13 protein-coding genes are annotated in these 13,553 nt (G+C 72.8%); all 13 read left to right on the top strand.

Going from position 1 to position 13,553, the window contains the following annotated elements; genetic code table 11:
* The coding region (locus tag E1181_RS29700; protein WP_132679727.1) for an FAD-dependent oxidoreductase at window positions 1-776 on the top strand (776 nt) is incomplete at its 5' end.
* Window positions 773-2,716 carry a mycofactocin system FadH/OYE family oxidoreductase 2 gene (locus E1181_RS29695; protein ID WP_132679726.1) on the top strand — a complete coding sequence of 648 codons (1,944 nt, stop codon included), beginning with the start codon at window positions 773-775 and terminating at the stop codon, window positions 2,714-2,716. The genes E1181_RS29700 and E1181_RS29695, both read left to right, overlap by 4 nt.
* Entirely contained in the window at window positions 2,713-3,639 is a 927-nt protein-coding gene (locus E1181_RS29690) for a mycofactocin-associated electron transfer flavoprotein alpha subunit (RefSeq protein ID WP_132679725.1), read from the top strand. The genes E1181_RS29695 and E1181_RS29690 overlap by 4 nt, the downstream gene beginning before the upstream one ends.
* Window positions 3,632-4,918 carry an FAD-dependent oxidoreductase gene (locus E1181_RS29685; RefSeq protein ID WP_132679724.1) on the top strand — a complete coding sequence of 429 codons (1,287 nt, stop codon included), beginning with the start codon at window positions 3,632-3,634 and terminating at the stop codon, window positions 4,916-4,918. Before E1181_RS29690 ends, E1181_RS29685 begins: the two co-directional genes overlap by 8 nt.
* Window positions 4,919-4,930: 12 nt before the next feature.
* Window positions 4,931-5,218 (top strand): ferredoxin family protein, encoded by a 288-nt coding sequence (locus E1181_RS29680; RefSeq protein ID WP_132679723.1) that lies wholly within the window; start codon window positions 4,931-4,933, stop codon window positions 5,216-5,218.
* Between the two features lie 4 nt (window positions 5,219-5,222).
* Window positions 5,223-6,059 carry a mycofactocin-associated electron transfer flavoprotein beta subunit gene (locus tag E1181_RS29675; protein WP_207922378.1) on the top strand — a complete coding sequence of 279 codons (837 nt, stop codon included), beginning with the start codon at window positions 5,223-5,225 and terminating at the stop codon, window positions 6,057-6,059.
* On the top strand, window positions 6,056-6,838 hold the full coding sequence (locus E1181_RS29670) for a mycofactocin-coupled SDR family oxidoreductase (protein ID WP_132679722.1): 783 nt from the start codon (window positions 6,056-6,058) through the stop codon (window positions 6,836-6,838). The genes E1181_RS29675 and E1181_RS29670 overlap by 4 nt, the downstream gene beginning before the upstream one ends.
* A complete protein-coding gene (gene mftF / locus E1181_RS29665; RefSeq protein ID WP_132679721.1) occupies window positions 6,835-8,178 on the top strand; it encodes a mycofactocin biosynthesis glycosyltransferase MftF in 1,344 nt (447 codons plus the stop codon). Before E1181_RS29670 ends, mftF begins: the two co-directional genes overlap by 4 nt.
* Entirely contained in the window at window positions 8,175-8,849 is a 675-nt protein-coding gene (mftE, locus tag E1181_RS29660; protein WP_132679720.1) for a mycofactocin biosynthesis peptidyl-dipeptidase MftE, read from the top strand. Before mftF ends, mftE begins: the two co-directional genes overlap by 4 nt.
* Window positions 8,850-8,961: 112 nt before the next feature.
* Window positions 8,962-11,070 (top strand): hypothetical protein, encoded by a 2,109-nt coding sequence (locus E1181_RS29655; RefSeq protein WP_132679719.1) that lies wholly within the window; start codon window positions 8,962-8,964, stop codon window positions 11,068-11,070.
* Window positions 11,071-11,140: 70 nt separating this feature from the next.
* Complete coding sequence (locus tag E1181_RS32400; RefSeq protein WP_132679718.1) at window positions 11,141-11,659, top strand: dimethylamine monooxygenase subunit DmmA family protein; 519 nt, start codon at window positions 11,141-11,143, stop codon at window positions 11,657-11,659.
* On the top strand, window positions 11,656-12,609 hold the full coding sequence (locus E1181_RS29645; RefSeq protein ID WP_132679717.1) for a heme-dependent oxidative N-demethylase family protein: 954 nt from the start codon (window positions 11,656-11,658) through the stop codon (window positions 12,607-12,609). Before E1181_RS32400 ends, E1181_RS29645 begins: the two co-directional genes overlap by 4 nt.
* The gene (locus tag E1181_RS29640) at window positions 12,606-13,490 is read left to right on the top strand and encodes a PDR/VanB family oxidoreductase (protein ID WP_132679716.1); all 885 of its coding nucleotides are present in this window, start codon (window positions 12,606-12,608) and stop codon (window positions 13,488-13,490) included. Before E1181_RS29645 ends, E1181_RS29640 begins: the two co-directional genes overlap by 4 nt.
* Window positions 13,491-13,553: the final 63 nt, after the last annotated feature.

The raw sequence follows: 13,553 nt of genomic DNA, 5'->3' as shown, positions 1-13,553 counted from the left end.
GTTCGGGGGTGGGGCGGGAGTCCGTGCTGGTGGTGGGTGCTGGTCCGGCGGGGTTGGAGGCCGCTCGGGTGTTGGCGCTGCGGGGGCGCAGCGTGGAGGTCGTGGAGCGCGAGGACCGGGTCGGCGGGATGGTGCGGGCTGCGGCCGAGGTCGCCGGTCGGGGGCGTGTGGCGCGGCTCGTCGAGTGGTTGGAGGCGGAGGTGCGGCGGCTCGGTGTGCAGGTGCGGCTCGGGGTCGAGGCCGGTCCGGAGGACGTAGCCGGGCGCGAGGTCGTCGTGGCGACCGGGTCCGTGCCGGGGCCCCGGGGTTTCAAGATCGACGGGGGCGTGGTGCTCGACGTGGTCGAGGCGCTCAGCGGTGAGACGCCCGAGGGGCCGGTGGTCGTGCACGACCCCGTCGGCGACTTCGTCGGCGTCGGCGTGGCCGAACTGCTGGCGGGCCGGGGCGTGGAGACCGCGATCGTGACGCAGGACCAGGTCGTGGGCACGCAGCTCGCGCTCACCGGAGACCTCGCCGACGCCAACGCGCGCCTGCAGCGGGCCGGGGTGGCGTTGGAGAAGCGGTCTCTGCTGCGCGAGGTGCGGGCCGATCACGTCGTCCTGGAGGACGTCCACACCGCTGAAACCCGGGAGCGCCCGGCCGCCACCGTCGTCCACTGCGGACACCGGCTGCCGGACCAGCGGCTCGACGGGGTGCGGATCGGCGACTGCGTCGCACCCCGCACCGTGCACGAGGCGATCCTGGAAGGCCGTCGAGCGGCGGGAGGTCTGCGATGACCCGCTACCTGTTCTCCCCGCTGCGGCTGGGGCCGGTGACGGTGCGCAACCGCATCGTGTTCTCCGCGCACCTGACCAACTACGCGCGCGACGGTCACCCCACCGAGCAGCACGCCGCCTACTACGCGGCGCGCGCCGAGGGAGGTGCCGGTCTGGTGATCACCGAGGAGCACTCGACCCACCCCACCGACTGGCCGTACGAGAAGCTCATCCACGGATTCGACCCGTCGGTGATCTCCGGGTACCGCCGCATCACCGAGGCCGTGCACGCCCACGGCACGCCGATCTTCGCGCAGCTCAACCACAACGGCGGACAGGCGTCGTCGATGTACTCGCGGCTGCCGGTGTGGGCGCCCTCGGCCGTGCCCGACCCGATGTTCCGCGAAGTGCCCAAGGCCATCGACACCCGCGAGATCGCCGAGGTCGTCGCCGGGTACGGCACGGTCGCCGCGCACTGCGCCGAAGGCGGGTTCGACGGCGTGGAGCTGCAGTGCTCGCACTCGTCGATCGTGCGCGGGTTCCTGTCCCCGGCCACCAACAAGCGCACCGACGACTACGGCGGATCGCTGGCCAACCGGGCCCGCATCCTGCTGGAGATCATCGCAGCCGTCCGCGAATCCCTCGGCCCCGACCGGGCGCTGGGCGTGCGGATCTGCGGCGATGAGCTGATCGAGGGCGGCACCACCATCGACGAGGCCGTCGAGGTCGCCAAGATGGTCGAGGCCACGGGCGAGGTCGACTACATCAACACCTCGATCGGCGTGGCCACCTCGACGCTGTACATGATCGAGGCGTCGATGGCGATCCCGCCGGGGTACGCGCTGTTCATCTCCAACGCCATCCGCCAGGCCGTCGACCTGCCGGTCGTCGGCGTCGGCCGCATCAAGGACCCGCTGCAGGCCGAACGCGCGTTGGAGGAGGGCCACTGCGACCTGGTGGGCGTGGTGCGCGGCCAGATCGCCGATGCCGACTTCGCGGCCAAGGCCCGGTCGGGGCACGCCACCGACATCCGGACCTGCCTGTCCTGCAACCAGGAGTGCGTCGGCCGGATGGGGCTCAACCGCTGGCTCGGCTGCATCGAGAACCCGCGCACCGGCAAGGAATCGATCGCGCTGCCGATGCCGCGCAGGCGCAGCCGCGTGCTGGTGGTCGGGGGCGGCCCGGCCGGTTTGCAGGCCGCCTCCACCGCAGCCGAGCGCGGCCACCACGTGACGCTGTTCGAGCGGGAGGCCGAGACCGGCGGGCAGGTCGCGCAGGCGGCGAGCGTGCCGGGACGCGCCGAATTCCTCGACGTGGTGCGGAACCTGCGCGCCGAGTGCCAGCGCCACGGCGTGGACATCAAGACCGGGACCGAGGCCACCGCCCGGCTGCTCCGCGAGGAGCACCCCGACGCGGTCGTGCTGGCCACCGGGGCCAGACCGCAATCGCCGTGGTGGGCGGGCGATCTGGCGCGCGTGGTCGACGTCCGCGACGTGCTCGCGGGCGACGCCGCGCCCGAGGGCGACGTGCTGATCGTTGACGAACTCGGCTTCCACCAGGCCGCCTCGGTCGCCGAGCTGCTGGCCGACCGGGGGTGCCGGGTGCAGATCAGCACCCCGGGCATGGTGGTCTGCCAGGACCTCGGCGTCACGCTGGACATGGAGACCTTCACCATCCGCGCGCGCGCCAAGGGGATCGGGCAGCGCACCGACGAGGTCGTCATGGCCGCGTCCGCCGATGGCGAGCGGGTGTCCCTGCAGATCCTCAAGCACACCACCGGGGACACGAGCGAGCACACCTTCGACTGGGTGGTGTGCGCGGTGCACCAGAGCCCGGTCGACGAGTTGTGGCACGAGCTGCGCGACGCGCCGTTCCCGGTGCACCGCGCGGGCGACTGCCTGGCACCGCGGCGCGCGCACGCGGCCGTGATCGAGGGACATCGAGTGGCGGTGGGACTGTGAACGCGCTGCCCGAGGTGCTGGCCGTGGTCGTCGTCCGCGACGGCGCGCTGCCCGGAGGGGCCGACGAGACCGTCGCCGAGGCCGGGGGAGCGGTGCTGCTCGCCGGCACCGGAACCGCCCGCGTCGCCAAGGAGGTCCGCACCGCCCGCAGCACGTGGACCGTCGAATCCGCGCAGGTCGGGCCCGGTTCGCTGGCCGCGACGCTGGGGCCGCTGCTCGACGCGGTGCGGGTGGTGCTGCTGCCCGCCTCGCCCGACGGACGCGACCTCGCGCCCAGGTTGGCGTTCGGCACCGGCAGGCCGCTGCACGCCGGTGCGATCCGCTGCGGCATCGACACCGCCGATCTGTCCAGAGCGGACGACGCCCTGGAGGTCCAGGTCCGCTTCGCGGGGCCCGTGGTGGTGACGCTGACCCCCGGAGTGCGCGGCATCGGCCACCCGATTGAGCCGCCGGAGCCCGTGACCGTCGAAGTCGAGCCCGCTGAGGCGCTCGACGCCGAACCGGTCGAGGTCCGCGAACCTGAGCCGGAGACCGTCGAGCTCACCGAAGCCGACCGCATCCTCGGCGGCGGGGCCGGTCTGGTGCGGCGAGGCGAGGACGGCACCGCGGTGATGCGGACGCTGACCGAGGTCGCCGCGTGGCTCGGCGCCTCCGCCGGAGCGACCCGCGTGGTCACCGACGCCGGCTGGGCCGGGCACGACCGGCAGATCGGCACCACCGGCGTCGTCGTCGACCCCAAGCTCTACGTCGCTCTCGGCATCTCCGGCGCCGCGCAGCACACCGGTGGCCTGGGACGACCCGAGCACATCGTCAGCATCAACACCGACCCGTCCTGCCCGATGACCGCGATGGCCGACCTCGGCATCATCGCCGACGCCCCCGAAGTCCTGCGCGAACTCGACCGCCGGAGACGAGATGCCTGAAGTCGACGCCGTCGTGGTCGGCGCCGGTCCCGCCGGATCGGCCGCCGCACTGGAACTCGCCCGAGCCGGGCGCAGCGTCATCCTGCTGGAACGCGGCCCGTTCCCCGGATCCAAGAACGTCTACGGCGGCGTCGTCTACGGCCGGGTGCTCGACGAGGTGCTGCCCGAGTGGTGGCGCGAAGTGCCGGTGCAGCGCTGGGTGACCCGCCGCAGCACCATGATGCTCACCGACCACCAGGCGCTCACCGTCGACTTCCGCACCGAGGACTGGGGCAGCGCCCCCTACAACGGCATGACGACCTTCCGCGCCGACTTCGACTCGTGGCTGGCGGGCAAGGCCGTCGACGCCGGAGCGCGGCTGGTCACCTCCACCGTGGCCACCGACGTGATCCGCGAGGACGGCCGGATCGTCGGGGTGCGCACCGACCGCCCCGACGGCGACATCCGGGCGCGCGTGGTCATCGCCGCCGACGGCGTCAACTCGTTCCTGGCCAAGCAAGCCGGACTGCTGCCCCGGACCGATCCGGAGCACCAGACGCTCGGCGTCAAGGAAACCCTGGCGCTGCCGCGGAAATCCATCGAGGAGCGCTTCGCGCTCACCGGCGACCACGGCGCGGACTTCGAGATCCTCGGCTGCACCGGGGACATCCCCGGCGGCGGGTTCCTCTACACCAACCGCGACACCGTCAGCGTCGGCGTCGTCCTCTCGCTCACCGGGCTCGCCGCCTCGGGCCGGCGGCCGGAGGAGGTGCTCGCCGACCTCAAGGCGCACCCGGCGATCGCCCCCTACCTGCGCGGCGCGGAGCTCAAGGAGTACTCCGCGCACCTCATCCCGGAAGGCGGGTACCGCAGCATGCCGCCGCTGTCCGCGCCGGGGATGCTCGTGACCGGTGACGCCGCCGCGATGTGCCTGGCGGCCGGGATCTGGCTGGAGGGCGTCAACTTCGCCATCGGATCAGGTCTCGCCGCCGGGCGCACCGCGGCCGAGTCCGTCGAGAGCGGCAGCGGGCTCGACGGCTACCGCGAACGCCTCAAGGGCAACTTCGTGCTCGCCGACCACGAGCGGCTGCAACGCGCGCCCGGCCTGGTGCTGTCGGACCGGGTGCAGCAGCAGTACCCGAAACTGCTGTGCGACTTCGCCCAGGGCGTGTTCACCGTCGGCAACCCGACACCGAAACCCGGTCTGGGCAAGCTGTTCCGCTCCACCGCCGCCCGTCACGGCGTCCGCCTGCGGAAGCTGGCCGCGGACGCGTGGACCGGACTGCGCACCTTCGGCTGAGGAGAAGCGACCATGTACCGAGGAATCTCGTTCGAGGACCGGATGGACACAGTGGACTTCGACGTCGGCGAGCGGGCGCACATCACCGTCGACACCGACATCTGCCGGTCCTGCACCACCAAGGCGTGCGTGGCCGCCTGCCCGGCGAAGCTGTTCGTGCCCACCGGCGACGGCGGCATCCTGTTCAACTACGAGCAGTGCTTCGAATGCGGCACCTGCTACCAGATCTGCAACAACGCCGGAGCCATCAGCTGGACCTACCCCGACGGCGGTCACGGCGTCGTGTTCCGGAAGGGCTGAGGACATGCGCATCGCCGTGGCACTGAGCCGATCCTGGCAGCGGGTCGAGGTCGACCCGCTCACCGGCGCCCTGGGCGGCGGGCACCGGGGCGAGAGCGCGGCCGAACACGCTGCGCTGGAACACGCGCTGCGGCTCGCCGAGCTCACCGGCGGCCAGGTCCACGCCATCACCGCCGGTCCCGCGAAAGCGGAGGAGGGGCTGCGCGAGGCGCTGGCGGTCGGAGCGGACCGCGCCACCCGCGTCGACCTGGACACACCGCTGGACCCGAATGCGCTGGCGCACAACGGATCCACCGCCGCAGCCCTGGCCGCCGCCGTGCCGGAGACGCCTGACCTGGTGCTCTGCGGCGACCGGTCCACCGACGGCGGAACCGGCGCCACGCCGGCGTTGCTCGCCGCGCACCTCGGTGCCGCCCAGGCGCTCGGGGCCGTCCACCTCGAACTCGACGGCGACCGGCTGCTGGTCCACCGACGTCTCGACCGGGGCGCCCGCGAGATCCTGCGCCTGCCCAGTCCCGCCGTGGTCTCCGTCGAAGGCGGGCTGCGGCTTCGCCGCGCCGCGCTGCCCGCCGTGCTGGCCGCGCAGGACGCCGAGATCGAACTCCTGCCGTGGACCCCGGCTCCCGGCCGCGCCGACGTCGTCAGCGCCCGGCCCCGGCGCCCGCGAGCCCGCGAACACCCCGCACCCAGCGGGGCCAGCGCCCACCACCGGGTGCTGGAGCTGACCGGAGCGCTGGTCGAGCGCACCCCGCCGACCGTCGTGGGCCCGCTGAGCGCGGCCGAAGCCGCCGACGAACTGCTGGCCTACCTGCGGCGCCACGGATACGGGGCGCGGCCGTGAACCGGGTCGCGATCGTCACCGGAGCCGCCAGGGGAGTGGGGGCCGCGGTCGTGCGGCAACTCGCCGACCAGGGCTGGCGGGTCGTCGCGCTCGACGTGTGCGCCGACTTGCCCGGCGTGGCCTACCCGCTCGGCACCCGCGATGAGCTGCGCCGACTCGCCGACGAGCACCCGGAGTCGGTGCGCGAGGTGGTCGCCGACGTCCGCGACGCCGCCGCGCTGACCGAAGCCGTCCAGGTCGCCGAGGCCGAGTTCGGCGGGCTCGACGCCGCCGTCGCCGCGGCCGCCGTGATGGCCGGCGGATCGCCGCTGTGGGAGACCACCGACACCGAGCTGGACCTGCTCTTCGACATCGACGTCCGGGGCGTGTCCAACCTCGCCCGCGCCGCGATCCCGGCGATGCTGCGGCGCCCCGAACCCCGCGCCGGGCGGTTCGTCGCGCTCGCCTCGGCTGCCGCGCACCGGGGCCTCTACCACCTGGCCGGCTACAACGCGGCCAAGCACGCGGTGGTCGGGCTGATCCGCGGGCTGGCCACCGACCTGCGCGGAACCGGCATCAACGCCACCGCGGTGTCGCCCGGATCGACCCGCACCGACATGCTCACCGCCACCGCCGCCTACTACGACCTCGACGACGTGGAGCAGTTCGCCGGGCACCAGGTCGTCGAACGACTGCTGGGACCCGAGGAGGTCGCCGCCGCCGTGTGCTGGCTCTGCGACGAACGCGCCTCGGCGATCACCGGCACCGTCGTCCACGCGGACGGAGGCTTCACGACGTGAGACTGGTGGCCGATCCGAGCCTGCAGCGCTGGGACGACGGGCGGACCGTCGCGGGCGGGTCCCCGTACCGCATCATGCGGCTGACCGCGCGCGGCGGCGAACTCCTCGACGACTGGATCGCGGGAAGACCCGTGACCAGCGGCAGATCGCTGGCGGACCGGCTCGTCCGCACCGGTCTGGTGCACCCCGAGCACGACGCGGCGAACCTGGGGACCGATGACCTCACCGTCGTCATCCCCGTCCGCGGCGAGAACCCCACCGCGCTGCTCGCGGCGCTGGAGGGCCTGCGCGTCATCGTCGTCGACGACGGCTCCCCGACGCCGATCCCCGGAGCCACCGTGCGCCACGACACCGCACGCGGTCCGGCCGCGGCCCGCAACGCCGGATGGCGGCTGGTCACGACGCCGCTGGTGGCCTTCCTCGACGCCGACACCCTCCCGCAACCCGGCTGGCTGGCCCCGCTGCTGCGCCACTTCGAAGCACCCGACGTCGCCGCGGTGGCGCCGAGAGTGCGCAGCGCTCCCGGTGGTTCGGCGCTGGAGCGCTACGAGCAGACCCGCTCACCGCTGGATCTCGGCGCTCAACCCGGACCGGTGCTGCCCGGCAGCCGCATCAGCTACGTCCCCACCGCCGCCCTGCTGATGCGCACCGAAACCCTCGCCGAACTCGGGGGTTTCGACGAGACCATGCGCTTCGGCGAGGACGTCGACCTCGTGTGGCGGCTCACCGCCCGGCACCAGGCCCGCTACGAGCCCGCCGCGATCGTCGAACACGCCCCGCGTCCCAGCTGGCCCGCCCTGCTGCGGCAGCGCTACGGCTACGGCTGCTCGGCCGGGCCGCTCGGACGGCGCCACGGCGAGCACGTCGCACCCGTGCGGATCTCGCTGTGGAGCGTGCTGACCTGGCTGCTGATCGCCTTCGGCCGTCCCCAGCTCGCACTGGCCGTCACCGGCGCGGCGGCCGTCCTGCTCGCCCGCAAGCTCGGCGCGCTCGGCATCCCCGCGACCGAGTCGATCAAGCTCGCCGCGCGCGGGAACCTCGGTGCGGCACGGCTTCTCGGCGACGCCCTCGGGCGGTCCTGGGCGCCGCTGGCGATCCCGCCGCTGCTGCTCACCAAGCGCGGGCGCGTCGTGCTCGCCCTCGTCGCCGCCCGCCACCTCGCCGAGAAGGGCGAGCTCGACCCGATCCGGCACACCCTCGCCCGCGTCGCCGATGACGCGGCCTACGGCTGCGGCGTGCTGCGCGGGGCGCTGCGCGAACGCAGCACGATCGCGCTGCGGCCGGTGCTCACCGACCGGGGCGGGCGCAGCAGCGTGCCGGTCAACGGGGACTCGGCGTGAACCTCGGCGACACCACCTGGCCCGAGCTGCGCGAACCCCGGCTGCTGGCCGTCCCCGTCGGCGCCACCGAGCAGCACGGCCCGCACCTGCCGTGCACGGTGGACACCGACATCGCCGTCGCGCTGTGCGATCGCCTCGCCGAGCAGCGGCCCGTCGTGGTCGCGCCCGCCGTGGCCTACGGCTCCAGCGGGGAGCACGCCGCGTTCCCCGGCACCCTGTCCATCGGGCGGGCCGCCACCGAACTGCTGCTCGTCGAGCTCGGCCGCTCGGCCGACGCCTTCGCCGGGGTGGTGCTCGTCTCCTGCCACGGCGGCAACGCCGTTGCGGTGCGCAATGCGGTGCGCACGCTGCGTTCCGAGGGTCGCCGGGTGCTGGCCTGGTCGCCGACCGGACCGGCCGACGACAGCCACGCCGGACGCACCGAAACCTCCGCGATGCTCGCGCTCCGGCCGCACGCCGTCCACCTGGAACGGGCCGAACCCGGCAACACCGAACCGCTGCACGAGCTGATCGACCGGCTTCGCGACGGTGGCACCGCCGCGGTCAGCGACAACGGCGTCCTCGGCGACCCGCGCGGCGCCAGCGGATCCGATGGCCGCCGCATCCTGCACGGCTGGGTGGAAAGCCTCGTCGCCGCCGTCGACACCTGGACGTCGAACGCCGAGGGCTGACCGGAGCCGATGTCCCGGTGAATCGGCCCAAAACGCCCATCTATAGTCGATCACGCGGGCCCGCCCACCGGCGCGCCGGGCGCGACACACTTTCCTGGAAGGACCCGTTGGGTTGAGCGTGACGAACGACCTCGTCGAACCTGAGTTATCCGAGCCGACACGACGAGGGAACATCCCCGCGTCCCGGTGGCGCGCGGACCGGACCGCCCTGTGGGCGGTGCCGCTGCTGGCGCTGCTGGCCGGGCTGAGCTTCGTGCTGGTGAACGTCCACTACAACGGCGGCCACTACATCCCGCCGCTGGACGACACCTACATCCACCTCCAGTACGGCAAGCAGATCGGGCAGGGCGAGTTCCTGCGGTACAACGACGGCGACCCGATCAGCACCGGCGCCAGCAGCCTGCTCTACGTGGTGGTGCTGGGGGCGCTGCACTTCCTCGGGATGGACGGCGGTCTGCTGATGCCCGCCGCCGTCCTGTCCGGAGTGGTCTGCCACGCGCTCACCGCCGGTGGTGTGCTGCTGCTGGGTCGCCGCGTCGCCGGTCCCATCGCGGGGGTGTGGGCGGGCGTGCTCGTCGCGCTCAGCGGGCCGCTGCTGTGGGGAGCTTCCAGCGGCATGGAGGTCTCGATCACCTCGCTGCTGCTGGTCGCGACGCTGCTGATGCTGGTCCGCGAGGCGCCGAGCGGGGTCTTCCGGTTCACCCCGGTGCTGGTGGCGCTGGCCGCGCTGTGCCGGCTGGAAGCCCTGGTGTTCCTGCTGCTGGTGCCGCCGCTGATGATGGTCCTCAGCGCGCGTCGCGGGCGGAACCTCGCCACCAGGATCGCCTCGGTCGCCTGGTGCGCGCTGCCGTTCGCCGTGATCGCCGCACAGCTGCTGTTCTACCTGGTCACCACCGGGCACTCCTCGCCGAACGGCTCGCAGGCCAAGTCGCACATGAGCATGCCGAACCTGAGCCTCGGCGAGCTCGCGGGCAAGACCGCGGACAACTTCTCGGCGTTCATGGAGATCCTCGCCGGGCTCAACCGGCAGGACTTCGCCTTCCCCGGCGCGCTGCTGCTGGCCGCGCTCGGCGTGGCCGTGCTGGTGCGCGACGGCGGGACGCGGCGGTGGGTCGGCTGGACGATCGGCATCGGAACGCTGCTGGCGCTCGGCGCGATCTCCACGATGGGGACCGCGCTGTGGCAGCAGGTCCGCTACTTGCAGCCGTTCCTGCCGCTGTTCGTGCTCGCCGCCGTCATCGGTCTGGTCGAGGTCGGCAAGCGGCTGCGGCTGGGCGACAAGGCCCCGGTGGCGCTGCTGGCGGTGGCCGGTCTGTTCACGGCCCTGTCCGTGCCGACCTGGGTGCACAACGCGGTGCAGGACTCCGGTGGCATCCGGGAGCGCGTCGTCGCCCTGGCCGCCTGGACCAAGGGCAACCTGCCGGAGGGTGCGCGGCTGGGCGTGCACGACGTCGGCGCCGCCGCCTACCTGGGCGGACATCCGACGGTGGACCTCGTGGGACTGACGACCAACGGCCTCGCCAAGCCCGCGCTGCACGGCATGGGCGCGCTCTACGAGGAACTGCGCGCGATGTCGCCCGACGACCGCCCCGACTACATCGCCATCTACGACCGCATGCCCAACGGGGTGCAGCTGGAACACCTCGCCGACGCCGGTGTCCTGGGAGCGCCGGTGCTCTCGCTGCCGGTGATGACGGTGTACAAGGCCGACTGGAGCCTGATCGACACCGGTGACGTGCCGATGCGGCCGTTCCGCGGCACCATCCGGGACCACGTCAACGTCGGGTCGATGGACTCGGAGGCCGACCACGACCACGAGGTGCACACCTCGCGAGCGGGCTTCCAGCCGCTGACCGAGGCCCGCACGCTCGAAACCGGTGGGCACGAGGTCGTCGACAGCGCCAGGCACATCGTCGGCGAGGAGGAGTTCACGCTGCGCAACCTTCTCCCCGGCGAGGAGGTCCGGCTCATCGCCCGGCACGACTCCGCCGGTCCCAAGCCCGGCTTGTACACCGGAGCGCGGGACGTGCGGGTGATCGTCGACGGCACCGATCTCGGCAAGCACTGGCTCAAGCCGGAGACGAAGGGCTGGTCGGAAACCGTCATCACGATCCCGGCGCACCTGGTGACCAGCAGCGAGCTGACCGTCCGCCTGGCCGCGCTGACCTCGTTCGGCCCGTCCCCGGACTACAAGTCGTTCGGGTACTGGGCCGTGCAGTGAACCCGTGACCTGGGCCGGGCGTGGTTGACACCCGCGCCCGGCCTTTGTGTACTCGGGGGCGGGGGATGCGATGACCGACGAGCGGATGGCGGCCGGTGCGCGCACCAGCCTGCCCGCGTGGCCGGAGCGGGTCGAGGTCGATCCGTCGGGCCGCTGGTTCGCGGTCCTCGGGATCGGCGACGAGGCGCTGGAGATCACCCGCGGATGGGTTCGGTCGATCGACCGTCCTGTGTGGACGTCGCAGGCGGACGACGTCGTAACCGCCACCGAAGCCCTGGCCGCGCAGCTGCGGGAGGCGCGGGTCGGGTGGCGTTTGATGCTGGCCGGCCCCGAAGCCGACGTGCTGGCGCTGCGCTCGCAGGCGCTTTCGGCCGGCGCCGTGGACGAGGAGATCCGCTGCCAGGTCACCAGCCGGGAGCGGGTGGTGGTGCACTGCGCGCACTGCGCCGCCGACACCGAGGTGACGGCGTCGGCGGGGGAGCGCACGGCCTGCGGCGGGTGCGGCCAGCTGCTGCACATCTACTCCCACGTGTCCCGGTTCCGCGGTTCGTACCTGGGTTTTCGCGCCGACGTGGAGGCGTTCCGGTGACCCTGCCAGCACGAGTCCGGCGGTTCCCGTGGCCGCTGGAGGGCGACCGCTACCGCTACAGCGTCAACGTCGAGCCCGCACCACGCGTTCACCGGACGGCGGCCGGCGAGTGGGGCGGCGCGGTCCTGGGCTTCAACGAGGCCTACGAGGCCGAACTCGCCGAGCGCGCGGCGATCCTCGGCCGCGACCCGGGTCGGCACGTGGAGCTCGGGCACATGCGGGCGGCGTCCTGGGACGCGCTGCTGCACCTGCTCTCCGAAGCCGCGGCCACCGACCCGGCGATGACGCTGACGCCGTGCGATGACCGCGAATTCCACTGGGAGAACGCGAGACTCGGTGTTGCGCGGCGGTTCCGCTTCGGTGACGACGACTCGCTGGGCGAGCCGCCGCTGCGGTTCGCGGCCTCGCAGGTGCCCGACGACATCGTGCTGCTCGACGAGCGCGAAGGACGGCTGTTCGCCGATGCCGGGGTGGTGACCTTCGCGTCGAACTGGTCGATCCGGTTCGTGCTCGGGATGTCGTTCACCGAACTGCACGGCCCCGTCCCGCGCGACTTCGCCGACGGCGCGATCCCGCGAGCCGAGTGGTTCCTGCTCGGCATGCAGCCCGGCGACTGCTACCGGCGGCTGAACTGGAGCTCGACCGTCGGGCACCGGCTGGACGCCTCGCTGGAGACCTACGACGAGTGGGGCGCCGAGCGCGGCCGGCTGTCCGACATCGGCGACGACCTGCACCTGCGGGTGGAGGTCCAGCACCTGATCCGGCTGCCGATGTCGGGTTCGATCATGTTCCTGATCCGCACCCACCTGCTGCCGATGCGGGAGCTGGTGCTGGTCCCGGCCTGGCGCGAGCAGTTCGCGGCCGTGCTCGCCGAACTTCCCGACGAGATGGCCGACTACAAGGGCTACGGCGAGATCCGTCCCGAGCTGCTCGCGTGGTTGCGCCGATGAACCGGCTCACCGTCGCCGACACCCGGAGCATCACCGAGGGCGTGCGCGGGATCCGGCTGGTGGGAGAGCTGCGTTCGTACACGCCCGGCAGTCACCTCGACGTGCTGTGCGGCGCCGACGAGCGAGGACGGCCGCGCTGGAACTCCTACTCGCTCACCGGCGACGGGTTCCGCCCGGAGCACTACGAGATCTCGGTGCGCCTCGGCTCCGGGGGTTCGCGCTGGATGCACCGGCTGCGTCCGGGGGACGTCGTCGAAACCGGCCATCCCCGAAGCGGTTTCGCGCCGGTGCACACCGCCCGCCACCACCTGCTCGTCGCCGCCGGAATCGGCATCACACCGATTCTCTCGCACTTCCGGGCCGCCCAGACCTGGCAGCGCTCCGTCGAGGTGCACTACGTCTCCCGCGACGCCGCCCATGCCGACGACCTGCACGGTCACATCAGCGGGTCGCGGGACGAGTTCTGGAGCACCCTCGACCTCACCGACCAGCCCCTGGGGACGCACCTCTACGCCTGCGGCCCGAAGCCGTTCATGGACGAGGTCACCACCCGGGCCCGCGACGCCGGCTGGCCACCCACCCGCGTCCACGCGGAGCACTTCGGAAGTACCCCGGCCACCGGCGAACCCTTCACCGCCCACCTGCGCCGGAGCGGCACGACCCTCCGGGTCGGGGAGGACGAAACCCTCCTGGACGCACTGCGATCAGCGGACATCGACGTCCCGAACCGCTGCCGCAAAGGCGTCTGCGGAGAATGCGTCACCCCCTACACCGCAGGCGACCCCCTCCACAACGACCTCTACCTGCAACCATCCGAACACCCCACCCACATCACGCCCTGCGTCTCCAGAGCCCGAACGAACCTCACCCTCGACCTGTGACCAGAACCCCCAGGCCGTCGAAGGCTCCCCTCCGCCACCCCGACCGGCAACGCCCGTCAACTC

It is taken from the genome of Saccharopolyspora terrae (genome assembly GCF_004348435.1).
GTDB classification, from domain to species: domain Bacteria; phylum Actinomycetota; class Actinomycetes; order Mycobacteriales; family Pseudonocardiaceae; genus Saccharopolyspora; species Saccharopolyspora endophytica.
The sequence above is the reverse complement of the archived record's forward strand: the minus strand, read 5'-3'. Positions and strand labels throughout refer to the sequence as shown.